The following is a 24,303-nucleotide window of genomic DNA, read 5'->3' on the forward strand; positions in this document are numbered from 1 at the left end:
CAACGGATCTTCACCCGGCGGCGCGCGAAGGTGCAGGAGATGCGGCTCCGATGCTCGAAAGAGCGACGGCGGCCGAGGCCCGCCCGCGACCGAGTCAGAGTGCTCCGGGATCCGGATCCGCGACGGATCGCCGCTCCTCGAACTCCTCGACCTCGCGCTCCCAGGCGTCCTTCGCCAGGCGGTACCAGAGGTAGAACGCGAACCCGGCGAAGATCGCCCACTCCACCGCGTAGAAGATGTTCAGCCAGTTCACCGAGGAGTGCTCCTCCGGCGCCGGCGAGGAGATGGCGTCGAGACCGCCGAGCGCGGCCGTCGAGGCCAGGAAAGGACGATAGACGTCGAGGCCCGCGGTGTCGTGCCAGAAGCCGAGCAGTGCCGCCGGCGACATCCGGTCCATGCGGGTGGGCTGGTCCTTCGGCGGGGCGACGGGCCCCTCGTCGGAGATCAGCCGCCCCTTCACGGTGACGACGGATCCGTCCGCGGTCTTCTCGAGGCGCTGCACCGCGGCCTTCGCGGCAGCCTCGTCCGCGGCCCAGCCGACCGCGACCGCGAGCGAGGTGGGCTTCGCCGTGCCCGAAATGCGGAGCTGACCGGTGACCCAGTAGCCCTCAGCCCCGTCGTTGAACCGCGAGGAGACGATGAGGAAGTCTCCGGGGATCCAGGATCCGCTGGCCTGGGTCCGCTGCCCCACGAGGGCGGCGTCCAGGTACTCCCCCGGCTTGACCACCTGGTCGAGCGGCAGCACCTTCTCGGTGGCGCCGGGCGGCGGGGGGCTGGTGTCGATCGCGCGGCCGAGCTGCCACTGCCCGAGCCAGGCGAACACTCCGGCCACCACGAGACACAGCAGCAGCATGCCGATCCAGCGACCGCGCAGCATGACCTCGCGCAGGGTCGGCGGGAACTCCGTCTCCGGCGATCGGGGTGCGGGCGAAGGGGCGGAGGGCGTGGACGACACGGAGCGGCTCAACGACAGCGCGAGTTCAGGACTCGTACGGGGACAGCACGACCTCGACGCGCTGGAACTCCTTGAGGTCGGAGTATCCGGTCGTGGCCATCGACTTGCGCAGCGCCCCGATCAGGTTCGCCGTGCCGTCCGCCACGGGGGCGGGGCCGTACAGGATCTCCTCGAGCGTCGCGACGCCGCCGACGGCCACGCGACGACCGCGCGGCAGCTTCGGGTGGTGCGCCTCGGGGCCCCAGTGGAAGCCCTGTCCGGGGGCATCCGTGGCGCGCGCGAGGGCGACCCCGAGCATGACGGCGTCGGCGCCCATGGCGAGCGCCTTGACGATGTCGCCGGAGGTGCCCACGCCGCCGTCGGCGATGACGTGCACGTACCGGCCGCCGGACTCGTCGAGGTAGTCGCGGCGCGCGGCGGCCACGTCGGAGACGGCCGTGGCCATCGGGGCGTGGATGCCCAGGGTGGCGCGCGTGGTGGAGGCCGCCCCGCCGCCGAAGCCGACGAGCACGCCCGCCGCGCCCGTGCGCATGAGGTGCAGGGCCGCGGTGTAGGTGGCGGCGCCGCCGACGATCACGGGGACGTCGAGGTCGTAGATGAACTTCTTCAGGTTCAGCGGCTCGGCGACGCTCGACACGTGCTCGGCCGAGACGGTCGTGCCGCGGATGACGAACAGGTCGACGCCCGCCTCGACGACGGTCTGGTACAGCTCCTGGGTGCGCTGCGGGGTGAGCGACCCCGCGACCGTGACGCCGGCCTCCCGGATCTCGGCCAGGCGCGTCTTGATCAGCTCGGGCTTGATCGGCTCCGCGTAGAGCTCCTGCATGCGCGTGGTCGCGGTGCCTTCATCGAGGCCCGCGATCTCGGCGAGCAGCGGCTCGGGATCCTCGTACCGGGTCCACAGGCCCTCGAGATCCAGCACGCCCAGTCCGCCGAGCTGACCCAGCATGATCGCCGTGCGGGGGCTGATCACCGAGTCCATCGGCGCCCCGAGCACGGGGATCTCGAACGGGAACGCATCGATCGTCCACGCGGTGGACACGTCCTCCGGGTTGCGGGTGCGCCGCGAGGGCACCACCGCGATGTCGTCGAACGTGTATGCGCGGCGCGCGCGCTTGCCTCGGCCGAGCTCGATCTCCTGAGTCACCCCCTCAGACTACCCGGGTTGCCTCTGCGCCCTCCGCGGGTGTGGATCCCGCCTCCACCGCGGCGACGCACGAGGGGAGAGCCGGACGCCGGGCCGCTCAGCGGGCACGCGCGACCCGGCGCTCGTCCCACACCGGGGCGTCCGCCTCGTAGACCTCGCCGTCCTCGCCGAACACGAGGAACCGGTCGAACGAGCGCGCGAACCAGCGGTCGTGCGTGACCGCGACGACCGTGCCCTCGAACCGGGCGATGGCCTCCTCCAGCGCCTCCGCCGACTCCAGGTCGAGGTTGTCGGTGGGCTCGTCGAGCAGGAGCAGCGTCGCGCCGGAGAGCTCGAGCAGCAGCACCTGGAACCGCGCCTGCTGACCGCCGGAGAGCTGCGCGAACTCCTGCTGCGCCTGACGCACCAGTCCGTAGCGGTCCAGGGCCGAGCTGGCCGCGTCGCGGGGCATGCCCGCCCGGCGGTCGTCGCCACGGTGCAGGATCTCGAGCAGCGTGCGTCCGGCGAACTCGGGGTGCGCATGGGTCTGGGCGAAGAGGCCGGGCACGACGCGGGCGCCAAGCACCGCGGTGCCGGTATGGGCGACCTCGTCGAGCCGCTCCCCCGCGCCGGTGAGGTGCCCGAGGGCCGGATCGGGATCGCTGCCCCCGCGCGCCAGCAGCCGCAGGAAGTGGGACTTGCCGGATCCGTTCGAGCCGAGCACGGCCACGCGGTCGCCGAACCACAGCTCGGCATCGAAGGGCCGCATGAGGCCGGTCAGCTCGAGTCCGGTGCACACGATGGCGCGTTTGCCGGTGCGCGCGCCGCGCAGCCGCATGTCGAAGTCCTGCGCGGGCGGGCGCTCCTCGGGAGGACCGGCCTCCTCGAACTTGCGCAGCCGGGTCTGCGCCGCCTGGTACCGCGAGGCGAAGCCGTCGTTCGCCGCCGCCTTGACCTTGAGGTTCGCGACCAGGGTCCTCAGCTTCTCGTGCTGCTCGTCCCAGCGCCGGCGCAGTTCGTCGAGCCGGTCCATCCGATCGGTCCGCGCCTGATGGTAGGTGCCGAACCCGCCGCCGTGCACCCACGCGGTCGCGCCCGCGCCGCCCGGCTCGAGCGTGACGATGCGATCGGCCGCCCTCGCGAGCAGCTCGCGGTCGTGCGACACGAGCAGCACCGTCTTGGGCGTCTCGCGCAGCCGCTCCTCGAGCCATCGCTTGCCCGGCACGTCGAGGTAGTTGTCCGGCTCGTCGAGCAGCAGCACGTCGTCGGGGCCGCGCAGCAGCGCCTCGAGCGCGAGGCGCTTCTGCTCGCCGCCGGACAGGGTCGCGAGGTCGCGGAACCGCGCCCGCTCGAACGGGACGCCCAGGGCGGCGGTCGTGCACTGGTCCCACACGGTCTCGTGCTCGTACCCGCCGGCGTCGGCGTACTCCGCGATCGCGGTCGCGTAGCGCATCTGCCGGGGCTCGGTGTCGTCCTCGATCAGAGCGTTCTCCGCGGCCTCGAGCGCCTCGGCCGCCGCCCTGATCCGCGCGGGCGCCACCGCGACGAGAAGGTCGTGCACCGTCTGTCCCTCGCGGCCGTGTCCGACGAACTGATCCATGACGCCGAGGGATCCGTCGATCGTGACGACGCCGGCATCCGGCGCCTGATCCCCGCGGATGATCCGCAGGATCGTGGACTTGCCCGCGCCGTTCGGTCCGATCAGGGCGCTCGTGGATCCGGCACCCACGCGGAACGAGGCCTCGTCGAGCAGGGGGCGGCCGTCGGGCAGGGTCAGCGAGACGCCGGCGACATCGATGTATCCCACGGTGGTGGTCCTTCCGCCCGCGAGCAGGTGCGCAATGGCGAGCCGACCAGGCTATCAGGCGCCGGAGCCGGCGCGGGCGGCGGCGCCCCTACAGCCGGTGCTCGCTGCGCGGAAGGACCTCGAGCACGTGCGGCAGCTTGTTCGGGAAGCACGCCCGGAACAGCTCGGTGATCTGCGGATCGGATCCGTAATCGTCCACGATCCGCAGGCCGATCATGGTGCTGATCAGCATGCCCTCCGCGAGGAACGAGCGCGCCCCTTCGGCGTCGAGCCCCATCTCGTCGCGCAGGAAGCGCCACACCCGCGCGAACCCCTGACGTGCGGCGGCGCCGATGGCCGGGTTGCTTCCGAGCAGGTATGCGTGCGCGAGGGTCTGATGCAGGCCGCGTACCTCGATCAGATCGACGTAGGCCTCGCCGATCCGCTTGCCGACCGGGCGCTCTCCCCCCTCGTCCGACGCCGCGAGCGCCGCACGGAACACGGCGAGCAGCCGCTCGACCGCGAACTCGATGGTCGCGAGGAACAGGTTCTCCTTGGTGCCGAAGAGGCGTACGACGTAGGGCTGGCTGACCCCGGCGGCGCGGGCGACCTGGTCGGTCGTGGCGCCTTCGTAGCCGCGCGAGCCGAACACCGTGAGCGCGGCGAGGATGATCTGCGCGCGCCGCTCGTCCGAGGACAGGCGGCGGCCCGGCTCCTCGGTCGAATCGGGGGCGGCGGTCGCGGCGGAAGTCATGCTGAAAGGTTATCAGCGAATGACTTGACTTTGTAATCATGCGATTACTACATTGATGCCAGCGCTGGTAATCATCCAATTACAACCGGGAGTCCTCCATGACCGAGTCCTCGTCGCTCACGACCGCGCGTCGCGAGCGATCCGCCCTGCGGCCTCGCCGTCCCCGCCCGGTGGCGCTCGTCATCGCCGCCGCGTCGCTCCCCATGTTCATGGCCACGCTCGACAACCTGGTCATGACCAACGCCCTGCCCGTGCTGCACCGCGAGATGGGCGCCACGATCGAGCAGCTGCAGTGGTTCGTGAACGCGTACACACTCGCGTTCGCCGGCGCGATCCTCGTGGCCTCCGCGCTCGGCGACCGGTTCGGCCGCCGCACCGTGTTCGTGCTCGGCATCGCCCTGTTCGGCGCCGGATCCCTGCTGGCGGCGCTCAGCGCGGATCCGGGGCAGCTCATCGCCGCGCGGGCGGTGCAGGGTCTCGGCGCGGCCGCCGTCATGCCGCTCTCGCTCGCTCTACTCACCGGCGCCGTGCCCGCGGCCCGGCGCCCCCTCGCGATCGGCATCTGGGGCGGCGTCTCCGGACTCGGGGTCGCAGTGGGCCCGCTCATCGGCGGCGCGATCATGGAGGGCTGGAACTGGCAGGCGATCTTCTGGATCAACGTGCCGGTCGCCGTGATCGCGATCCCGCTCGCCGTGCTGGTGCTCGCGAACGACTTCGGCGCCCGCATGCGCATCGACGTGCCCGGCGCCGTGCTCGCGGCCGCCGGAGTGCTGGCGCTCGTCCACGCCATCGTCCGCGGCAACGACGACGGCTGGGACTCGGTCGGCGTGATCGCCGAGCTCGCCCTCGGCGGCGTCCTCGTGATCGTGTTCCTGCTCTGGCAGTGGCGCTCCTCGGCGCCGCTGATGCCGCTGCGGCTCTTCCGCGACCGGTCGTTCTCGATCACCAACGTCGTCGGCTTCGCCTTCAGCTTCGGGACCTTCGGATCCGTGTTCATCCTGATCCAGTTCCTGCAGGTGGTGAAGGGCGCGACGCCGCTCGAAGCCGCCGTGCAGACCATGCCGTGGACGCTCGCCCCGATGGTCGTGGCCCCGATCGCGGGCATCGTCGCCCCGCGCGTGGGCACCCGCGTGCTGCTCGTCGGCGGCCTGCTCCTGCAGGGCGTGGCCCTGGGGTGGCTCGCCGCGCTCCTCTCCGTCGACGTGCCATATGCGGCCCTGGTGACGCCGTTCATCCTCGCCGGCGTCGGCATGGGGCTCGTGTTCGCCCCGTCCGCGACCGCGCTGCTGGCCACCCTCGGCCTCGTCGACCACGCCAAGGCGTCCGGGGTGAACTCCACCCTGCGCGAGCTCGGCGTGGCCCTCGGCACGGCCGTGATGACCGCGGTCTTCGTGGGCGCCGGCGGGCAGCTGCTGCCCGACCACTACGTCGACGCCGCGCGCCCGGCCGTGTTCACCGGCGCCGCGGTGCTTCTCGTCGCCACCCTCATCGCCCTGCGGCTGCCGGCCGGCACCGGCGGGCACACGGACGGCGAGCCCGTCGCCGGTGCGACGACCGCAGCTCCCGAGCCCGTCTCAGCCTGAGAGCTGGTCCCCCGGGTCCCCCGGCTCGCTGGTCGCGGATTGCGGCCTCGGACACCGCAAACCCGCAGACGGCGTCCAGCGAGCAGTCGGGGATCCCGGCGACGACGAAGGCCTCGGACCCGAACGGGATCCGAGGCCTTCCGCGTCGTCGGTCAGCGCTTGTAGTTGGGCGCCTCGACCACGATCTGCACGTCGTGCGGGTGCGACTCCTTGAGGCCCGCCGCCGTGATGCGCACGAACTTGCCGCGGTTCTTCAGCTCCTCGATCGTGCGCGCGCCGACGTAGAACATCGACTGGCGCAGCCCGCCGACCAGCTGGTACGCGACCGCGGAGAGCGGTCCACGGTAGGGCACCTGGCCCTCGATGCCCTCGGGGATCAGCTTGTCGTCGCTGGGCACGTCGGCCTGGAAGTAGCGGTCCTTCGAGTAGGAGGTCTGCTTGCCGCGGGTCTGCATCGCGCCGAGCGAGCCCATGCCGCGATACAGCTTGAACTGCTTGCCGCCCTGGAAGACGATCTCCCCCGGCGACTCCTCGGTGCCCGCGAGCAGGGATCCGAGCATCACGGCGTCGGCGCCGGCGACGAGCGCCTTGGCGATGTCACCGGAGTACTGCAGACCGCCGTCGGCGATCACCGGGATGCCGGCGGGACGCGCGGCGAGGGAGGCCTCGTACACGGCCGTCACCTGCGGAACGCCGACACCGGCGACGATGCGAGTGGTGCAGATCGAGCCGGGGCCGACGCCCACCTTGACGGCGTCGACGCCCGCGTCGACGAGCGCCTGCGCACCCTCGCGGGTCGCGACGTTGCCGCCGATGACGTCGATGTGGTCGAAGGAGGGATCCGCCTTGAGCCGCTTGACGAGGTCGATCACGCCCTGCGACTGGCCGTTGGCGGTGTCGACGACGAGCACGTCCACGCCCTTGTCGCGCAGCGCCTCGGCGCGCTCCCAGGCGTCGCCGAAGAAGCCGATCGCCGCGCCCACGCGCAGGCGACCCTGCTCGTCCTTGGTGGCGAGGGGGTACTTCTCGCTCTTGTCGAAGTCCTTGATGGTGATGAGGCCCGCGAGCTTGCCGTCCTCATCGATGAGCGGCAGCTTCTCGACGCGGTGCTTGGCGAACAGCTCGATGACCTTCTCGGCCGGAACCCCCACCGGGGCGGTCACGAGGCCCTCGCTGGTCATCACGTCGCGCGCGAGCGTGGTCTGCTTGGCGGATCCGGAGATGAAGCGCATGTCGCGGTTCGTGACGATGCCCACCAGGCGTCCGTCGGGGTCGACCACGGGCAGGCCGGAGATGCGGTACTTGGCGCACATCGCGTCGACCTCGGCGATCGTCGCCTCGGGGGTCGTGGTGATCGGATCCGTGATCATGCCCGACTCGCTGCGCTTGACGCGGTCGACCTGCGCGGCCTGATCGGCGATCGAGAGGTTGCGGTGCAGGATGCCCAGGCCGCCCTCGCGCGCCATGGCGATGGCCATGCGCGCCTCGGTGACGGTGTCCATGGCACTGGAGAGCAGGGGCGTGGCGACCGAGATGCGGCGCGTCACGCGGGACGACGTGTCCGCCTCGCTCGGGATCACGTCCGTATGCCCCGGAAGGAGCAGGACGTCATCATAGGTCAATCCGACAAAACCGAACGGGTCGTGCTGCTCCATGGGTTGCGGGGCTCCTCTTTCTCGCGCGCGTGTATCGATTCTAAACGCCGCGGGAGAGGCGGTATTCCCAGGAACGGCGCCGTCGGGCGCCGTGCTCGCGCGTCAGGGCACAGGGATCGAATCGGTCCCCGGGTGCGTCTCGTCGGCCGACCCGCGACCGGACCGCAGCCGCCGGGCCGCAAGGCCGAGGTCGATGAGGAACACGGCGATCGCCACCCAGACGATCGCGAACCCGATCCACCTCTCGATCGGCATCGGCTCGTGCATCACGAGCACGCCGACGAGGAACTGCATGATCGGGGTGATGAACTGGATCATCCCGATCACGGTCAGCCCGATCCGGCGCGTGCCCGCCGCGAACAGCAGCAGCGGCACAGCGGTGGCGACGCCCGCGAAGGCGAGCAGACCCGCGTGCAGCGGACCGTGCTGCCCCATCGTGATGCCGGTGGTGAGGCCCACGGCGATCAGCTGCACGACCGCGACGGGCAGCAGCCAGAACGACTCCAGAGTGAGGCCGCTGAGCGCGTCGACGGACGGCCCGATCTTCTTCTTGACCAGCCCGTAGATCCCGAAGGAGGCGGTGAGCGAGAGCGCGATCCAGGGGAACGTGCCATGCGCGAACACGATCACGAGCACGGCGACCGTGGCGATGCCGATCGCCACCCACTGCAGCCGGCGCAGCCTCTCCTTCAACACGAAGACGCCCAGCAGCATGGTGCCGATCGGGTTGATGAAGTATCCGAGGCTCGTCTCGACGATCTCGCCGTTCAGCGTCGCGAGGACGAACACCTGCCAGTTGATGTAGATCAGCACGCCGGCGAGCGCGGTGAGGGCCAAAAGCCGCGGTTGGCGGACGACGGCGAGCAGCGGCTTCCATCCTCGGGTGACGGCGAGCAGGATCACGCAGAACACGAGGGACAGGGCGACCCGCCACGCCACGAGCTCCCAGGGTCCGGTGGGGGCGAGCAGCAGGAAGTAGAGCGGCAGCACGCCCCAGAGCAGGTAGGCGCCGATCGCGAAGGCGACGCCGGCGGTCTGGGTGCTGCGGGTCGTGGTCACCGGTCAACCCTATTGCCCGTCCTGCCACCGCCTCCGCGTTCGAACGGATCCGGATCGCCGGGGACGACGAAGGCCCGGATGCGCAGGGGCATCCGGGCCTTCGAGACGTCAGTGCGAGCTCAGCGCACCACGACGGCGAGCACGTCGCGCGCCGAGAGCACGAGGTACTCCTCGACGCCGAACTTCACCTCGGTGCCGCCGTACTTGCTGTAGAGCACGCGGTCGCCGACGTTGACGTCGAGCGGCACGCGGTTGCCGTTGTCGTCGATGCGGCCGGGGCCCACGGCCACGACCTCGCCCTCCTGGGGCTTCTCCTTCGCGGTGTCGGGGATGACCAGGCCACTCGCGGTGGTCTGCTCGGCCTCGACCTGCTTGATGACGATGCGGTCCTCGAGCGGCTTGATGGAAACCGACACGGTCTACCTCTTTCTTGACGGTTCAAGACTTCGTTAGCACCCTCAACCCGAGAGTGCTAACGCCAGTCTAGGCGCAACGCTGGCACTCATGCAATCAGAGTGCCAGTCGATGTCCTCCGACCGGCCGTGGTCCCGCAGCCAGGGAGGGCGGGATCCATCCGCTCCGGATCCGACCGCCGCGGGGCCGCGACGTCGATAGCCTGGACCGTGTGGACATGAGCGAACTGCGAACCCTGCTGACGCCCGAGGCTCTGCGGGCGGTCGACGGGCTCGGCGAGGTCGCGTCCACCGACGCCGCGGCGAGCGCGGTGCTGCGGCTGCGGGCGGAGGGGCACTCCCCCGAGTTCGTGAGCGCCGTGGTGGGGCAGGCCCGCCTGCGCACCAAGGCGGCGGCGAAGTTCGGCGAGTTCGCGCAGCGGATGCTGTTCACCCGCGCCGGCCTGGAGCAGGCCACCCGGCTCGGCGTCGCCGCCCGGCACGCGGGCCGCATGCGCGCTGCCGGCGTGACCCGCGTCTCGGATCTCGGCTGCGGTATCGGCGGGGACGCGCTCGCGTTCGCCGGCGCCGGGCTCACGGTGACCGCGGTCGACGCCGACGAGGTCACCGCCGCTCTCGCCGCCTACAACCTCGCCCCGTTCGGATCCGACGCCGAGGTGCGGCACGGGCTCGCGCAGGACCACGCGCCGGAGGGGATGGACACAGGGGCGGGGACCGAGGCGGTGTGGCTGGATCCGGCCCGGCGCACCGCGGGCCACTCCGAGACCCGCCGCGTCTCGGCGGACGACTACTCCCCCTCGCTGGACTGGGCGTTCGCGCTCGCCGGCCGTGTTCCGACCGGCATCAAGCTCGGCCCGGCGCACGACCGCGAGGCGATCCCCGCGGACGTCGAGGCGCAGTGGGTCAGCGCCGACGGCGACGTCGTCGAGCTCGTGCTGTGGTCGGGCAGGCTGGCCCGCGAGGACGTGCGCCGGGCCGCGCTCGTGATCCGGGGCGATCGCGCGTTCGAGCTGACGGCGGCCGCCGACGCCGAGGACGCCGACGTGCGCCCGCTCGGCGCCTACGTGCACGAGCCCGACGGAGCGGTGATCCGCGCCCGCCTCATCGGCGACCTGGCCCGCGGCATCGACGCCGGCATGCTGGATCCGCACATCGCCTATCTCACCTCCGATGCGCCGGCGGAGAGCCCCTTCGCGTCGTCGTTCCGCGTCCGCGAGGTGCTGCCGGTGAATCCGAAGACCATCGCCGCCTCGCTGAAGAAGGCCGGCATCGGGCGACTCGAGATCAAGAAGCGCGGCGTCGATGTGGATCCGGCGGCGTTCCGCAAGAAGCTGAACCTGCGCGGCTCTGGGGAGGCGACCCTCATCCTGGTGCGCATCGGCGACAAGCGTCACGCGATCCTCGCCGACCGCGTCTGATCACCCTGCCGGCGGGCCGAGGACGACGCTATCCGCCCATCTCGTCCGGCGCAGGCGGGCTGGGCGCGCGCTGAGGGAACAGGCCGGAGGCCTGTTCCGTGATCACGATGTACCCCGCCGATGAAACCGGGTTCCACATCTCGATCCGGGCGCGGGGGCGGTCTCCGGAAGCGCGCAGATCGAGGCTCAGCATCGGCTCGTCGTCGCCGGACTGCGGATCCAGGCCGAGCGGCGCCGCGGTCGGATCGGCACAGCTGCTGCGCAGCGCAGGGTCCTCGACGACCAGGCACTGCTCGTTCTGCGTCGTGTAGCCCATCCACACGATCAGCCCTCGCCAGCGGGCCGCGAGGGCCACGTGCGCGAAGCCCTGCTCCCTGCGGATCCGCTCTGCGGCCAGCCCCTCGGCGTCCGTGAGGCCGCGGTCGCTCTGCGTGAAGTACTCCATCCTCTGCAGCGCTCCGATCGGCACGCCGTTCGCCGAGATGAGGACGTACCCGGCATAGGTCACCAGCGCGCGGGAGCGGTCCGCGGACACGTTCGTCGGCGCCGAGATCGCCTGCAGCGGCTGGCTCTGCAGTGCGTTCGCCGGCCGGCAGTCGCTCTCCATCGGCCTCGGCGCAGGCGGGGGCGCGACATCGATGATCAGGCAGCGCACCTCGCCGCGCGCGCTCGTCGCCGTCCACAGCAGGGCGTCGCCCTGGCGTGCCAGCAGCAGGAGGGATCCGGGGTCGAATTCGTCGTTGGCGGCGAGCACGGCGTCCCGGCGGGCACCCTCGCCGTCCCTCAGCGCGAGCCCGCCGACCGGCGGACGCGGGATACCCCATCCGATCAGCAGACCGATGAGGAGCAGCGCCGCAGCGGTGCCGACGAGGACGCGCGGGCGCGTCCCGCGAACCGTGGCGAACCGGGCGCGGAACCGGGAGAGGACCGGCCGTCCGCCGTCTCCCTCCGACTCCGGAGCCGGCGGCACCGCGGACGGCAGTTCCGCGTCCTGCCGTTCCGGCTCGGGAAGGGCGGCGACCGCGTCATGCTCGGCGCCCGGGGCCTCTGCCGCGCGCTCGGGGGCCGGAGACGGCAGCGCCGACCGCCGCAGCTCGGACAGGCGCGCGGCCTCGACCTCGCTCAGACCGGACCCGTCCCGTGCGAACGCACGACGCTCGAGTTCGCGGCGCTCGTCCTCGCGGGCCGGATCCGTCATGCGGCTATCCGAGCCAGCCGAACCGGTACGCGGCCCAGAGCAGCCAGCCCGCGCTGTAGAGGGTGGCGAGGATTCCGAGCGCGAGAGCCCAGACCGACATGCTGCGGCTCTCCCCCGGGCGGCGCAGCGACATGATCGCCGCCGCCACCGACACGATCGCGACGGGGATCCCCCAGCCCACGAACAGCGACGCGAACAGCGCCACGATCGCCGACAGCAGCGCCCATGGCGCCAGCCTCGGCTCGGACGCGGGGTGCGCCGGGAGCTCGGTCCCGTCGGTGGGGTGCCAGTGCTCCTCGTGCACCGTCTCGCCGTCGCGCTCGAGCTCCACAGGATCGGGCGCGGGGGCGTCCAGGAGGGGTCCGCTCTCCACGACCGCAGGGACGGGCGCGGTCGGCAGCCGGGTGTACCGATCCGGATCCTTCCCGCCCGTCTCCGTCATCATCCGACCCCGGTCCCCGCCGCGACCGCGTCGCGCTCCGCCACCTGGATCTCGGTCACCGGCAGCGTCGAATCCGCTCCGAAGGCGAGCGTGGACGGCTGCCGCCCCGAGGCGATCAGCTCGGCCGCGAGCCCGGCGATCATCGCCCCGTTGTCGGTGCACAGCGACAGCGGCGGGATGCGCACGGTGACGCCGGCCTCGGCCGCGCGGGCGAGTGCGACCTCGCGCAGGCGGCGGTTGGCGATCACGCCTCCGCCGAGCAGCAGCCGCGGCACCCCTCGATCGATGCACGCGGCGAGCGCCTTGGTCACCAGCACGTCGACGACCGCCTCGCGGAAGCTCGCCGCGACGTCGGCGACCGGAATGGGGTTGCCCGCTGCCTGCTCGCGCTCGATCCAGCGCGCGACCGCCGTCTTCAGGCCCGAGAAGGAGAAGTCGTAGCGGTGCTTCTCCAGATCCGAGGCGCGGGAGAGCCCACGCGGGAACCGGATCGCCGCCGGATCGCCGCCCACCGCTGCGCGGTCGATCTCGGGTCCGCCCGGGTAGGGCAGCCCGAGGATGCGGGCGACCTTGTCGAAGGCCTCTCCGGCCGCGTCGTCGACGGTCTCCCCGAGCAGCTCCACGTCGGTCGTGAGATCGCGCACGTGCAGCAGCGACGTGTGTCCGCCCGACACGAGAAGGGCGATCGTCGGGTATTCCAGCGGCACCGAATCGGGCGTCAGGATGTCGGCGGCGATGTGACCGACCAGGTGGTTGACGGCGTACAGCGGCTTGCCGAGCGAGACCGCGAGGCCCTTGGCCGCCCCGATGCCGACCATCAGCGCGCCCGCGAGCCCCGGGCCGCTGGTCACGGCGACCGCGTCGAGATCCTCCAGCCGCACCTGCGCCTCGGCGAGGGCCCGCTCGATCGCGGGCTGCATCTCCTCCAGGTGGGCGCGCGCGGCGACCTCCGGCACCACACCGCCGTAACGGGCGTGCTCATCCATGCTCGAGGCGATCGTGTTGGACAGCAGAGTGCGTCCGCGCACGATGCCGATCCCGGTCTCGTCGCAGCTCGTCTCGATCCCGAGCACGAGGGGTTCAGACATCGGATCCCTCCTCGTTCCCGTTCTCGGCGTTGCCGTTCTCAGTGTTGCCGTTCTCGGTGTTCCCGTTCTCGGGCCGGTTCAGCGTCTCTGCGCCGTCTCCCTCCGATTGTGCCCGATCGGGCGAACCCACCCGGAGAACGGCCGCGTCACGGCCGCGGAGCTCCAGCCGCATCACGATCGCGTCCACGTCATCGGGCTGGTAATAGCCCGCACGGCGGCCGATCTCGACGAACCCCTCGGAGACGTAGAGCCGCTCGGCCACGGGGTTGTCGGCGCGGACCTCGAGGAACACCTCGCGCGCCCCGCGCTCCGCCGCCTCCGCGAGCAGCGCGCGCAGCAGGGCCCTCCCCCGGCCGGATCCGCGGTGGGCCGCGTCGAGCGCGATGGTCTGGATGTCGGCGTCCGCGGATCCGCGCAGGGCGCGCACTCCGCCGTATCCGACGACGAGCTCGCTCTCGCCCGCGGACTCCGCATCGACCAGATAGCGCCCGTGCGGGCTGGCGAGCTCCGCGGCCATCATCTCCGCGCTCCACGCATCGGTCGGGAACGAGCGCCGCTCGATGAGCATGATCGCGTCGAGGTCGCCGGGAGTCGCCGGGCGGATCACGACCCGACCTTCTTCGGCGCCGCGGGCACGCGGGCGTCCGGCGGGCGCAGGTACAGCGGCTCGGATCCGGTCAGCGTGCGACCGGCGGCCACCGCCCGACGCGCCACACGTGCGAGGGCGGCGCCGGAGATCTCGGTCACCTCGATGCGGCGCAGCGCCCCGAGCCGGCGGTCCACCTCGGCCTGCGGCACGAGCACCGTGTCGACGACGGCGTGCGGGATGCCGTCGACGTCGATGCCCTCGTAGACCGTCACGGCGGTCTCGCGGCGGCGCGCGTCGGTGAGGATCGCGAAGGGCTCGGCGGGGGCGTCCGACTCGATGACGGCGAGCGCGGCCGCGTGATGGCTGGGCACCGCGATCACGGGCACGCCGCGGCCGAGCGCGAAGGCGCGGGCCGCGGCGATCCCGATCCGCAGCCCTGTGAACGGCCCGGGTCCCATCCCCGCGGCGACGTGGGTGAGGGTCTCGGCGGCGGCCTCGTCGGTCGGCGCCGCGCCCGCGCCGGCGGACGGCGCCGCGGCGAGCACCTGCTCCAGCAGCGCGCCGATCGCCTCGGCATGCCCGAGGTGCCCGGTCTGGGAGACCTCGGCGACAGTGCGACCATCGCGGCCGGTCAGGCCGACGGCCGAGCCGAGGGAGGTGTCCACGCCGAGAATCACCCTTCCAGGGTAGTCCGTGCGTGCGCGACGGCCCGGTCGGCCTCGTCCGGAGGGCACCGCGGCTGGATCAGCGCACGGGCACGACCGCCCGCTCCCAGCGGTCCCCGCCGCGGGTCTGCGCGAGGGCGGAGGCCTCGGCGGCGGCCGACGTCAGCGCCTCGAGATCGTAGTCGGCGTCCCGCGCGCCGACCCACCCGATGCTCGCCGACACGCGAAGAGGTGCGCGCGGCCCGGAGTCCTCGATCGTCGACACGCGGGCGAGGAGCGCCCTGAGATACCGCCGCACCTCGTCGTCGGAGCCGGGGAGCAGCGCCAGGGCGCGGCCGTCCGCCGCCCGCTCCACGTCGGCCACGACAGGGAGGGCATCGACCACGTGCTCATGGAACGCCTGCACGATGCTCGCGAACGCCGCCGGGCCGACGGCCTCCTGGACGTCGGCCGGATCGTCCAGCCGGATGTCCAGGAGCGACCACGCCGGATCCTGGTGCTGCCGCGCACGCGCGAGGCGTCCCGCCAGGGCGGCGCGGTCGTCCTGACCGCCCCTGCCGCCGCCGCGCAGCAGAGCCTCGCCCCGGGCCAGCAGCACGATCGTGATCGCCGCGCACTGGCTGGTGAGCATGATGCCGACCCCGTTGATGTCGCGGAGCATGCGCAGCTGATCGCCCGGGGCGGCCCCGACGCCGGCGATCCCGGCGGCGACCCCGAACACGGCGACCACGACGAACGCCGAGGAGACCAGGGCGAGCGGCAGCACGACGTCGCGTGCGCTGACCCGCAGCCGGAACAGCTCCCACGCCGACATGCCGGCGAACACGGCCCCCGCGGAGAACACGATGCGGAAGACCACCGGATACGCGTCCGTGGTGGAGGCGACGGTGAGCAGCGCCGGCCCGATCACGATGTACGCGACCGCGGCGGGCCAGAACGCGCGGCGCCCGGCGTAGAAGCGGATTCCGAGCCACAGCAGCGGCTCGAAGCACACGATCAGCCCCGAGGAGAGCGCGCGCAGCGGCGCGCTGTCGAACTGGTTCGCCGCGACCCACACGTAGGTCGCGAGCATGGCGATGCCGAAGCCGACCGACCACGTGATCGTGGCCCGGCTCGGTCGCGGCATGAGCGCGAGCCCGAACACGAGCGCCGCGGACAGCGTGACGACCGCCACCAGCGTCGCCGAGGTGTTGACGGTGATCCCGATGGGAGCAGTGGCGATGTTCATGCGTCGTTCCTCTCTGGGCGCCGGGGCAGCCGCACGCGCATGCGCGTCCCCTCGCCGAGCCGGCTGTGCACGTCGACGGTGCCGCCGTGCGCCGTCACGATGTCGCGCACCGTGACCAGTCCGAGCCCCGTGCCCGGCACGCCTCCATGCGCGGCCTGCTCGCCGCGGAAGTAGGGCTCGAAGAGCCGCTCGACATCGGCGGGAGCCATGCCGGATCCCGTGTCGGCGACGACCAGCTCGGCCAGCGCATCGTCGGCGACGTCGAGCGAGACCACGATGGATCCTCCCGCGGCGGTGTACTTGACGGCGTTGCTGAGGAGGTTGTCGATCACCTGACGCAGCCGGAACGCGTCCCCGTAGATGAGCAGCGCGGAGGCGCCCGTGACGTCGACGCGGATCCGGCCCGCGGTCGCCGTCGGCAGGAACGAGGACACCGAGGCCCGCACGAGGGCGTGCAGGTCGACGGGCTCCGACAGCACGCGGCGTGCGGGGCGGGAGGCGTCCAGGGCCGTCGTCACCAGATCCTGCATGCGCTCGGCCGCGCCGGCGACCACGGTGAGCTGGTCGGCGGCGCGCGCGGGCAGATCGTCGCGCTCCAGCAGCAGATCCACGTGCCCCACGATCGCGGTGAGCGGGTTGCGCAGCTCGTGCGTGAGGATCGCGGACATCAGCCGCCGCTCCTCGGCCGCCGCGAGCGCGGCCGTCACGTCGTCGATCCTGACGAGGTTCACGGCGCCCTGGTCGGCATCGCTCGCCATCGGCCGGGTGCTCACCTCGAGGGCCCGCCACACGCCGTCCGCGTCGTAGAGCCACACCCGCTCCCCGTCGAGCTGCTCACCGCGGCTCGCGCGGGCGAGCACGGTGCGGTGCACCGGGACGGGCTCTCCTTCGCGGTCGTCGTACTCGACCGCGGGCGCCGGCAGGGCGATGCCGTCGGCGTCCACGCCGTAGAGCCGGCGATACGCGTCGTTCATCTTCAGGATCACGCCGTCGTCGCCGAGCGCCACGAGCGCGGTGTCGAGCGCGTCGATGATCTGGGTGACGCGGCGCTCATGCGTCTCCGCGCGCCGGGCGATCCTGTCGATCTGCTCGGACCGCCGCCGCAGGAGCCTGCTGGACGCGCGCGAACGCTTCACGCCGATCCGGATCGTGGTGCCCAGGAAGCCCAGCGCGAAGGCGGTGATGAGCACGCGCAGCACGACGTCGGAGAAGAGCCCCGTCTGGTTCGCGATCGTGAACAGGAAGGCGGTGATCAGCGCGATGCCGCCGAACACGGCGATCATCGAGTAGTACGTGGCGATCCACGTGATCGGGATCACCCACAGGAACCCCAGCCGGATGTCGGGGGCCTGCGTGGTGAGGCCGATCGCGACGATGTCGACCATCGGCACCGCCAGGATCCCGGCAGGAGGGATCCGGTCCCAGGGCAGCACGAGCACGACGATCGTGGCGACGAGGGACAGCAGGAGTCCCGCGGTGAACAGGGGCGTGGCGAAGACGGTCGGTTTGAGGGCCGCGACGAGCACCGCGATCGCCACCGTGGTGCTGACGAAGATGAGCTGCCAGCGCCAGATCGACGCCCTGCGGGACATGCCGATCCTCTCTCTTGCGCGGCGCCGCGCCGACGCCGGATGCGCCACGCGGACCGGGACCGGAACCCGGCCGCTCAACGCTTCCGCAAGGTTATCCAAAGAACGCCCGAAGGCGGTTCAACCGGGATATCGCGCCGCATAGCATCGCTCGAGACGGACCCCCCTCCGTCGCCGGATCCGCGGCCCGAACGCGGATCCGGCACACCTTTCACTCCCGTGCCGCATCGGATCCGTCACCACCCGCCGAAGGAGAATCGCGATGACCGCTCCTTCCTCCACCCGCCCCGACCGGCCCCGCCGGGGCTGGACGGTGCTGACCGGCCTGCTCGTGGCGCTGACCGTCGCCATCGGGATCGTCGCGGTGCCGTGGTTCCTGCTGCAGGACACGCCCGGATCCTCCGCCGCGGCCGGGCCGCGCTGGTTCGGCGGCTACGTCGACGTCACCGCGGGAGGCGGGACGGCGGCTATGGCGAGCACGACCGCCGCGGACGCCGTCGTGCTCGCGTTCGTGGCGTCGGCGTCGCAGGATGCCTGCCTGCCGAGCTGGGGCGGCGCGTACTCCCTCGCGGAGGCGGGGCAGGCCCTGGATCTGGACGGCCGGATCTCACGGATGCGACAGCACGGTCGCCCCGTGGCCGTCTCGTTCGGCGGTGCCGGGAACATCGAGCTGGCCGGATCCTGCGGCTCGGTCGGCGCTCTCGCAGGCGCCTACGCGGCGGTGCTCGACCGCTACGCCGTGACGACCATGGACCTCGACCTCGGCACCCGCAGCCTCGACGATCCCGTGGCCGGTGAGCGCCGCGCGCAGGCGGTCGCACAGCTGCAGGCGAACCATCGCGCCCGGGGCGCCCGGCTCGCCGTGTGGCTCACGCTCCCCGCGGGGCACGGCGGGCTCAGCACGGACGGCCTGCGCAGCATCCGTCAGATGCTCCAGGCGGGGGTCGAGCTCTCCGGCGTCAATGCGCTCATCGGAGGCGACGACGCCTCGGCGCATGGAGCATCGACGGGCGCCGACGCCGTCACGGCGCTCACGGCCGTGCACGACCAGCTCGGCCGCCTGTACGACGATCTGAACGTGTCGCTCCCCGCCGACGACGCCTGGACGATCATGGGCGCCACTCCGACGATCGGACGCACGGCGGAGCACGGGCCGGTGTTCGCGCTGGACGACGCGGCCACCGTGAACGCGTTCGCCCAGAAGCACGGTCTCGCCCGGCTGTCGATGTGGTCGGCCAACCGCGACCGTGCCTGCGCGGTCGGCGCTCCGGCCGCCGATGCCGCCGCGGGCTCGTGCAGCGGCATCCCGCAGCAGGATGAGGCTTTCGCAGACGTGCTGGGACGCGGGTGGGGAAACGGCGCGGCGGACTCGGGGACCCCGAGTCCGCCCGTCTCCTCGGCGCCTCCGGCCCCGACTCCCGTTCCGAGCCCGGACCCGTAACCGGGATCGGAGCGGAGGCGCCTTCGGGAGGCGCCGCCCCGCCCCGGGACCCTGCCCGGAGGCGGTCGCCGGAATCGACGGGACTCGATCCGGCCGTGGTCCCGGGAGCCGAAGGGGACCGGCTCCCGGGACCGCACAGGGGGCGCGTCTCGGGACGACGCCCCGGACGGGGGGCGCGGACGAGGGATCTGCGCCGCATGGGGAGGCGCGGGCGGGGGCCCGCGCCAGGACCGGCGATGCTCGGGATGTCGCCGACGGGGGTGCCGGACCTTCACCCGGCACCCCTCCGAGCACCCGAGGGCACCGGAAGTCCGATCGGTGCTCGACGGTCAGCCTCGGCCGTCAGCCCTCGACGGCATCGTCGTGCGCGGTGAGACGGTAGCCGACGCCCCGCACGGTCTCGATGTAGCGGGGCACGGCGGTGCTGTCGCCGATCTTGCGACGCAGGTTCGCCATGTGCGCCTCGATCGCGCGCTTGTCGGGATCGCCGACGTACGACGCGGATCCGAACGCCTCTCCGCGCAGCACCAGCGCGAGGTCGGACTTGCTGCGCACCCGCCGCTTGGACTCGAGCAGCGTGGCGAGCAGGTCGAACTCGGTGGGCGTCAGATCCACCTCCTGCTGCGCCACCAGCACGGTGTGCGTGTCGAGGTCGAGACTGATGTCGCGGTGCGCGTGCCATCGTCCGGCGGTGCCCGCCGGCGGATGGGCCGCGACGGAGGGATTGCGCGCGGCTGCGCCCTGGGCGACGCCGGAGGGGATGCGCGCCGCGGGCGCCGCGTCGCTCGCCTCGGGGGTCGCACCGGCGGTCGTGGCGGGCGACGGCTCCGGGTTGCGGGGACGGCGCAGCAGCGCCTCGATCCGCGCCCGGAGCTCACGCGGACGGAACGGCTTCACCAGATACTCGTCGGCGCCCGAGGTGAGACCGAGCACCACGTCGGACTCCTCGCCGAGGGCGGAGAGCATGATGATGAACGTGCCGCTGACGGCCCGGATCCGTCGTGCGGCCTCGAACCCGTCGATGCCGGGCAGGTTGATGTCGAGCGTGGTGATGACCGGCCGGTTCGCGGCGACCGCGGCGACGCCCTCGAGCCCCGTGCCCGCCAGCACCGTGCGGAAGCCGGCGGAGCGGAAGACCTCGTCCAGCAAGGAGCGGACGTCCGGATCGTCCTCGATGATCACGGCGGTCTTCGTGGCGTCTTCGGTCATGATCTTCCCTGCAGCTCCGGTCGTGAGCATCATATCGGCATGCCGGTGGCACGCCGATCTCGCTCAGCGGCCGGCGCGGGCGATCGTGACGATGCGGGGCGCGTCGGCGTCGAGGTCCTCCGCGGCGAGGTCGTCGGAGGTCGCCCCGATCGGGCGCTCCAGCTCGATGTCCCACCAGCTGTCGGCGAGCTCCTCGGCCATGCCGCGTCCCCACTCCACCACCACCACGGATCCGGGCACGTCCACGTCGAGATCGTCGAGCTCCGCCGCGGATCCGAGCCGGTACGCGTCCATGTGCACGAGCGGCGCACCGCCGATGAGGGACGGATGCGTGCGCGCGATCACGAAGGTGGGACTCTGCACGGGGCCTCGCACGCCGAGCCCTGCGGCCAGCCCGCGGGTGAACGTGGTCTTGCCCGCGCCCAGGGGCCCGGTGAGGATCAGGACGTCGCCCGCGACGAGGTCGGATCCGATCCGTCGTCCGAGCTCCTCCATCGCCTCCGCCGTGCGGATCTCGTGCCGTCCGGCCAGCTCGTCCAGGGCGGTCACGAGACGCTCCGGCGCGGCACGCGCGGCCCGATCCGCGTCACGATCTCGTAGTCGATGGTGTCGGCCGCGTCGGCCCAGTCCCTGGCCGAGGGCACCCCGAGCGTCGGGTCGCCGAACAGCACGACCTCGTCGCCGACCGCGACCGGGTCATCGCCCACGTCGACGAGGAACTGATCCATCGCGATGCGCCCGGCGACCGAGTAGCGCCGGCCTCCGATCTGCACCGGTCCGCGCCCCGACGCCTGGCGCGGCACGCCGTCCGCGTAGCCCAGCGGCACCAGCGCGAGCGTCGTCTCCGCCGCCGTGCGGTGCGTGTAGCCGTAGGAGACGCCGGTGCCCGCCGGCACCCGCCGCACGGCGGCCACCGCCGCGCGCAGGGTCATCGCGGGACGCAGGCCGAGATCGCTCGGCGAGCGGTCGTCGAAGGGGCTGACGCCGTACAGGCCGATGCCGATGCGCACCGCGTCGAGGCGGGTCTCCGGCAGATCGATCGCCGCAGCGGTGGCGGCGAGATGACGAAGCTCCGGGCGGACCCCGTTCGCCTCGGCCTCGGCGCACGCGGCGTCGAAGGCCGCGAGGGCTGCGCGGTCGTCCTCGGGCGAGGTGTTGGAGACGTGGCTGAACAGGCCGACGATGCGGATCCGCCCGATGCGCTCCAGGCGCGCCGCCTCCGCGAGCAGCCGGCCGCGATCGGCCGGGGCGATGCCGTTGCGGCTCAGCCCCGTCTCGAACTTCAGGTGCACGCGGACCGGATCCGCGCCGCGTCCTGCCTCGGAGGCGGCGATCAGCTGCTCGAACGACGAGACGCCCAGCTCGATGCCGGCCTCGGCGGCGTCGTCGAACCGGCGCCCCGGCGCGTGCAGCCAGGCCAGGACCGGGGCGTTCACGCCGTCGCGCCGCAGCTGCAGCCCTTCCTCCACCGTGGCGACCCCGAGCCGGGTCGCTCCGCCGGCGAGCGCGGCGACCGCGGCCGCCGCGGCGCCGTGCCCGTATGCGTTCGCCTTCACGATGCCGATCACCTCGACGCCGGTGAGCCGGCGCAGGTGCCGGGTGTTGTCGCTGATCGCATCGAGGTCGATCGTCGCCTCGCGGAACGGCGCGGTCATGCGCGCTCCTCCGCGACGACCCCCGCCGTCGTGGCTGCGGCCCCCTCGGCCACGACGTACGCGGCGGCCAGACCCGCGTCGTGGGTGAGCGAGAGGTGCAGCGTGGTGATGCCGCGCTCCGCGACCGCCTCAGCGGTGCTGCCGCTCAGCAGGAAGTAGGGCCGGCCGGAGGGTTCCGAGGCGATCTCGATCTCGGTCCAGTGCACTCCGTCGGATCCGCCGAGGGCCTTGATGAGCGCCTCCTTGGCGGCGTACCGCGCAGCCAAGGACGCCAGTCGGAGCGTCTGCTCCGACGGGGCGAACAGCCGCTGCATCAGCCGGGGCGTGCGGGCGACGGTCCGCTCGAACCGCGGGATGTCCACGAGGTCGATGCCGGTGCCGATGATCACCGATTCAGACTACCGGGCGGGATCCGCGCGTCCGGATCCCGCTCGGTGGCCACCTCGATGCGCGTGGACCTGCCGGGTGCGCCCCGGGTCACTCCACGGTGACGGACTTGGCGAGGTTGCGCGGCTGGTCGACGTCGAGACCCTTCGCCGTGGCGAGCGCCATCGCGAAGATCTGCAGCGGCACCACCGCGAGGATCGGCTCGAACAGGGCCCCGGCGAGCGGGATCCGGATGACCTCGTCGGCGAACGGCAGCACGGCCGCGTCGCCCTCCTCGGCGATGACGATCACGCGGGCGCCTCGGGCGCGGATCTCCTGGATGTTCGACACGACCTTCGCGTGCAGCAGCGCGGAGTGGCGCGGCGACGGCAGGAGCACGAACACGGGCTGACCGGGCTCGATCAGCGCGATCGGGCCGTGCTTCAGCTCGCCCGCGGCGAAGCCCTCGGCGTGGATGTAGGAGATCTCCTTGAGCTTGAGCGCGCCCTCGAGCGCGATCGGGTAGCCGACGTGGCGGCCGAGGAAGAGCACCGAGCGGGTGTCCGCCATCCAGCCCGCGAGCTGCGTGACGTGCGCCTGCTCGTCGGCGAGAACCTTCGCGATCTTCGCGGGCAGCGCCTCCAGGTCCGCGACCGCGGCGGCGGCGTCGGCGGCCGAGACCGTCCCGCGCACGCGTCCCGCGTGCAGGCCGAGCAGCAGCAGCGCCGTGATCTGCGCGACGAACGCCTTGGTCGAAGCCACCGCGACTTCGGGGCCGGCGTGGGTGTAGACGACCGCATCCGACTCGCGCGGGATGGTCGCGCCCTGCGTGTTGCAGATCGACAGGGTGCGCGCTCCGCGCTCGCGGGCGTACTTGACCGCCATGAGCGTGTCCATGGTCTCGCCGGACTGGCTGATCGAGACGACGAGCGTGTTCTCGCCGATCACCGGATCCCGGTAGCGGAACTCGTGCGCGAGCTCGACGTCCACGGGCACGCGCGCCCACTGCTCGAGCGCGTACTTGCCGACCATGCCCGCGTACGACGCGGTGCCGCACGCGGTGATGATGATGCGGTCGATGCCACGGAACAGCTCGTCGGATCCGTCGAGCTCGGGGATGACGACCGCGCCGTCCTGCACCCGGCCGCGGATGGTGTTGGCGACGGCGTCGGGCTCCTCGGCGACCTCCTTGGCCATGAAGCTCGGCCAGCCGCCCTTCTCGGCGGACGCCGCATCCCAGGACACGTCGAACGGCTCGGGCGTGACCGGGTTGCCGGCGAAGTCGGTCACGGTCACCGCGGCGGGAGTGATCGCGACGATCTCGTCCTGACCGATCGCGAGCGCACGGCGCGTGTGGTCGACGAACGCGGCGACATCGGATCCGAGGAAGTTCTCCCCCTCGCCCAGGCCGATGACCAGAGGCGAGTTGCGGCGGGCGGCCACGACCAGACCCGGCTCGTCCTTGTGCACCGCCAGCAGGGTGAAGGCGCCCTCGAGGCGGTTGACGACGGCGCGGAACGCCTCCTGCAGGTCGCCGGTGCGACGGTACTCGCGCCCGATGAGCGCGGCCGCCACCTCGGTGTCGGTCTCGCTGCGGAAGTCGACGCCGTCGGCCTCGAGCTCCGCCTTGAGCAGGGCGAAGTTCTCGATGATGCCGTTGTGGATCAGCGCGAGCCGGTCGTCGTCCGCGAGGTGCGGGTGCGCGTTCGCGTCGGTGGGCCCGCCGTGCGTGGCCCAGCGGGTGTGCCCGATGCCGGTCGTGCCGTCCGGCAGCGCGGCGTCCTCCAGGGAGTCCCGCAGCACCTGCAGCTTGCCGGCCTTCTTGCGCATCCCGAGGGATCCGTTGTCATCGATGACCGCGATGCCGGCCGAGTCGTACCCTCGGTACTCCAGGCGGGCGAGCCCGGCGAGCAGGATGTCCTGGCTGGGGCGCGGCCCCACGTATCCGACGATTCCACACATGGTTTCAGGGTACGGCGGGAGTTTTGCGCAGGTTCCGAACGAAATCAGACGCCGGCCCTGTCCCAGCTCGCACCGAAGTTCGCGGGCCTACCCTGACGCAATGGGGACCGAGAAGGTGCTCT

At 72.3% G+C, this 24,303-nt stretch carries 21 protein-coding genes and 1 pseudogene; 3 read left to right on the forward strand and 19 right to left on the reverse strand.

The features are described from left to right. Positions 1-94: 94 nt before the first annotated feature. The 4 genes from RL72_RS09390 to RL72_RS09405 form a co-directional block, all read right to left on the reverse strand. A complete protein-coding gene (locus RL72_RS09390; RefSeq protein ID WP_045250599.1) occupies positions 95-877 on the reverse strand; it encodes an SURF1 family cytochrome oxidase biogenesis protein in 783 nt (260 codons plus the stop codon). 103 nt (positions 878-980) lie between these two features. Then, positions 981-2,102: a GuaB3 family IMP dehydrogenase-related protein gene (locus RL72_RS09395; protein WP_045250566.1), complete on the reverse strand. Its 1,122-nt coding sequence runs from the start codon at positions 2,100-2,102 to the stop codon at positions 981-983. A 97-nt stretch (positions 2,103-2,199) separates the two neighbouring features. After that, on the reverse strand, positions 2,200-3,888 hold the full coding sequence (locus RL72_RS09400) for an ABC-F family ATP-binding cassette domain-containing protein (protein ID WP_045250567.1): 1,689 nt from the start codon (positions 3,886-3,888) through the stop codon (positions 2,200-2,202). A gap of 88 nt (positions 3,889-3,976) precedes the next feature. Beyond that, on the reverse strand, positions 3,977-4,621 hold the full coding sequence (locus RL72_RS09405) for a TetR/AcrR family transcriptional regulator (RefSeq protein ID WP_045250568.1): 645 nt from the start codon (positions 4,619-4,621) through the stop codon (positions 3,977-3,979). A 98-nt stretch (positions 4,622-4,719) separates the two neighbouring features. Between RL72_RS09405 and RL72_RS09410 the strand changes: the two genes are divergently transcribed. Beyond that, a complete protein-coding gene (locus tag RL72_RS09410) occupies positions 4,720-6,204 on the forward strand; it encodes an MFS transporter (RefSeq protein ID WP_052674303.1) in 1,485 nt (494 codons plus the stop codon). A gap of 152 nt (positions 6,205-6,356) precedes the next feature. On the opposite strand, the gene guaB is transcribed toward RL72_RS09410, so the two are convergent. From guaB to groES, 3 genes are all read right to left on the reverse strand, one after another. Beyond that, positions 6,357-7,859 carry an IMP dehydrogenase gene (gene guaB, locus RL72_RS09415; protein WP_045250569.1) on the reverse strand — a complete coding sequence of 501 codons (1,503 nt, stop codon included), beginning with the start codon at positions 7,857-7,859 and terminating at the stop codon, positions 6,357-6,359. A 102-nt stretch (positions 7,860-7,961) separates the two neighbouring features. Beyond that, a complete protein-coding gene (gene rarD / locus RL72_RS09420; RefSeq protein ID WP_045250570.1) occupies positions 7,962-8,918 on the reverse strand; it encodes an EamA family transporter RarD in 957 nt (318 codons plus the stop codon). A 119-nt stretch (positions 8,919-9,037) separates the two neighbouring features. Then, positions 9,038-9,334, reverse strand: coding sequence for a co-chaperone GroES (gene groES / locus RL72_RS09425; protein ID WP_045250571.1), 297 nt, complete (start codon positions 9,332-9,334; stop codon positions 9,038-9,040). 209 nt (positions 9,335-9,543) lie between these two features. Between groES and RL72_RS09430 the strand changes: the two genes are divergently transcribed. Beyond that, positions 9,544-10,749, forward strand: a complete 1,206-nt coding sequence (locus RL72_RS09430) for a class I SAM-dependent methyltransferase (protein WP_045250572.1) — start codon at positions 9,544-9,546, stop codon at positions 10,747-10,749. Between the two features lie 28 nt (positions 10,750-10,777). On the opposite strand, the gene RL72_RS09435 is transcribed toward RL72_RS09430, so the two are convergent. The 7 genes and pseudogenes from RL72_RS09435 to RL72_RS09465 all read right to left on the reverse strand — a co-directional run bounded on the left by RL72_RS09435 (position 10,778) and on the right by RL72_RS09465 (position 17,551). Beyond that, positions 10,778-11,947, reverse strand: coding sequence for a hypothetical protein (locus RL72_RS09435; protein WP_045250573.1), 1,170 nt, complete (start codon positions 11,945-11,947; stop codon positions 10,778-10,780). A gap of 4 nt (positions 11,948-11,951) precedes the next feature. Beyond that, positions 11,952-12,392, reverse strand: a complete 441-nt coding sequence (locus RL72_RS19180; protein ID WP_156156762.1) for a hypothetical protein — start codon at positions 12,390-12,392, stop codon at positions 11,952-11,954. Further along, complete coding sequence (gene tsaD / locus RL72_RS09445) at positions 12,389-13,477, reverse strand: tRNA (adenosine(37)-N6)-threonylcarbamoyltransferase complex transferase subunit TsaD (protein WP_045250574.1); 1,089 nt, start codon at positions 13,475-13,477, stop codon at positions 12,389-12,391. The genes RL72_RS19180 and tsaD overlap by 4 nt, the downstream gene beginning before the upstream one ends. A 157-nt stretch (positions 13,478-13,634) precedes the next feature. Next, positions 13,635-14,045: pseudogene (gene rimI, locus RL72_RS09450) on the reverse strand (ribosomal protein S18-alanine N-acetyltransferase); the annotation flags it as partial. A 35-nt stretch (positions 14,046-14,080) separates the two neighbouring features. After that, positions 14,081-14,743: a tRNA (adenosine(37)-N6)-threonylcarbamoyltransferase complex dimerization subunit type 1 TsaB gene (tsaB, locus tag RL72_RS09455; protein ID WP_045250575.1), complete on the reverse strand. Its 663-nt coding sequence runs from the start codon at positions 14,741-14,743 to the stop codon at positions 14,081-14,083. Positions 14,744-14,810: 67 nt separating this feature from the next. Beyond that, complete coding sequence (locus RL72_RS09460; RefSeq protein WP_052674305.1) at positions 14,811-15,959, reverse strand: hypothetical protein; 1,149 nt, start codon at positions 15,957-15,959, stop codon at positions 14,811-14,813. Next, entirely contained in the window at positions 15,956-17,551 is a 1,596-nt protein-coding gene (locus tag RL72_RS09465) for a sensor histidine kinase (RefSeq protein ID WP_045250576.1), read from the reverse strand. Before RL72_RS09465 ends, RL72_RS09460 begins: the two co-directional genes overlap by 4 nt. Before the next feature lie 259 nt (positions 17,552-17,810). Between RL72_RS09465 and RL72_RS09470 the strand changes: the two genes are divergently transcribed. Next, the gene (locus tag RL72_RS09470) at positions 17,811-18,989 is read left to right on the forward strand and encodes a glycoside hydrolase family 18 protein (protein ID WP_045250604.1); all 1,179 of its coding nucleotides are present in this window, start codon (positions 17,811-17,813) and stop codon (positions 18,987-18,989) included. A gap of 342 nt (positions 18,990-19,331) precedes the next feature. Here the strand turns inward: RL72_RS09470 and RL72_RS09475 are convergent, their stop codons facing one another. From RL72_RS09475 to glmS, 5 genes are all read right to left on the reverse strand, one after another. Continuing rightward, positions 19,332-20,198 carry a response regulator transcription factor gene (locus RL72_RS09475; protein ID WP_045250605.1) on the reverse strand — a complete coding sequence of 289 codons (867 nt, stop codon included), beginning with the start codon at positions 20,196-20,198 and terminating at the stop codon, positions 19,332-19,334. A 63-nt stretch (positions 20,199-20,261) separates the two neighbouring features. Continuing rightward, positions 20,262-20,693, reverse strand: a complete 432-nt coding sequence (gene tsaE / locus RL72_RS09480; protein ID WP_175491286.1) for a tRNA (adenosine(37)-N6)-threonylcarbamoyltransferase complex ATPase subunit type 1 TsaE — start codon at positions 20,691-20,693, stop codon at positions 20,262-20,264. A gap of 50 nt (positions 20,694-20,743) precedes the next feature. Next, on the reverse strand, positions 20,744-21,853 hold the full coding sequence (gene alr / locus RL72_RS09485; RefSeq protein ID WP_045250578.1) for an alanine racemase: 1,110 nt from the start codon (positions 21,851-21,853) through the stop codon (positions 20,744-20,746). Next, complete coding sequence (locus RL72_RS09490) at positions 21,850-22,242, reverse strand: holo-ACP synthase (RefSeq protein ID WP_045250579.1); 393 nt, start codon at positions 22,240-22,242, stop codon at positions 21,850-21,852. Before RL72_RS09490 ends, alr begins: the two co-directional genes overlap by 4 nt. Positions 22,243-22,330: 88 nt before the next feature. Continuing rightward, positions 22,331-24,181, reverse strand: a complete 1,851-nt coding sequence (gene glmS, locus RL72_RS09495) for a glutamine--fructose-6-phosphate transaminase (isomerizing) (RefSeq protein WP_045250580.1) — start codon at positions 24,179-24,181, stop codon at positions 22,331-22,333. Between the last annotated feature and the right edge of the window lie 122 nt (positions 24,182-24,303).

The sequence above is a fragment of the Microbacterium azadirachtae genome, from assembly GCF_000956545.1.
Lineage (GTDB): Bacteria > Actinomycetota > Actinomycetes > Actinomycetales > Microbacteriaceae > Microbacterium > Microbacterium azadirachtae.

Coding starts and splice junctions, on each gene's coding strand:
- RL72_RS09390 (WP_045250599.1), bottom strand. CDS start 877: ATGCTGCGCGGTCGCTGGATCGGCATGCTGCTGCTGTGTCTCGTGGTG.
- RL72_RS09405 (WP_045250568.1), bottom strand. CDS start 4,621: ATGACTTCCGCCGCGACCGCCGCCCCCGATTCGACCGAGGAGCCGGGC.
- RL72_RS09410 (WP_052674303.1), top strand. CDS start 4,720: ATGACCGAGTCCTCGTCGCTCACGACCGCGCGTCGCGAGCGATCCGCC.
- guaB (WP_045250569.1), bottom strand. CDS start 7,859: ATGGAGCAGCACGACCCGTTCGGTTTTGTCGGATTGACCTATGATGAC.
- RL72_RS09435 (WP_045250573.1), bottom strand. CDS start 11,947: ATGACGGATCCGGCCCGCGAGGACGAGCGCCGCGAACTCGAGCGTCGT.
- RL72_RS19180 (WP_156156762.1), bottom strand. CDS start 12,392: ATGATGACGGAGACGGGCGGGAAGGATCCGGATCGGTACACCCGGCTG.
- tsaD (WP_045250574.1), bottom strand. CDS start 13,477: ATGTCTGAACCCCTCGTGCTCGGGATCGAGACGAGCTGCGACGAGACC.
- RL72_RS09460 (WP_052674305.1), bottom strand. CDS start 15,959: ATGAACATCGCCACTGCTCCCATCGGGATCACCGTCAACACCTCGGCG.
- RL72_RS09465 (WP_045250576.1), bottom strand. CDS start 17,551: ATGTCCCGCAGGGCGTCGATCTGGCGCTGGCAGCTCATCTTCGTCAGC.
- RL72_RS09470 (WP_045250604.1), top strand. CDS start 17,811: ATGACCGCTCCTTCCTCCACCCGCCCCGACCGGCCCCGCCGGGGCTGG.
- RL72_RS09475 (WP_045250605.1), bottom strand. CDS start 20,198: ATGACCGAAGACGCCACGAAGACCGCCGTGATCATCGAGGACGATCCG.
- tsaE (WP_175491286.1), bottom strand. CDS start 20,693: ATGGAGGAGCTCGGACGACGGATCGGATCCGACCTCGTCGCGGGCGAC.
- alr (WP_045250578.1), bottom strand. CDS start 21,853: ATGACCGCGCCGTTCCGCGAGGCGACGATCGACCTCGATGCGATCAGC.
- glmS (WP_045250580.1), bottom strand. CDS start 24,181: ATGTGTGGAATCGTCGGATACGTGGGGCCGCGCCCCAGCCAGGACATC.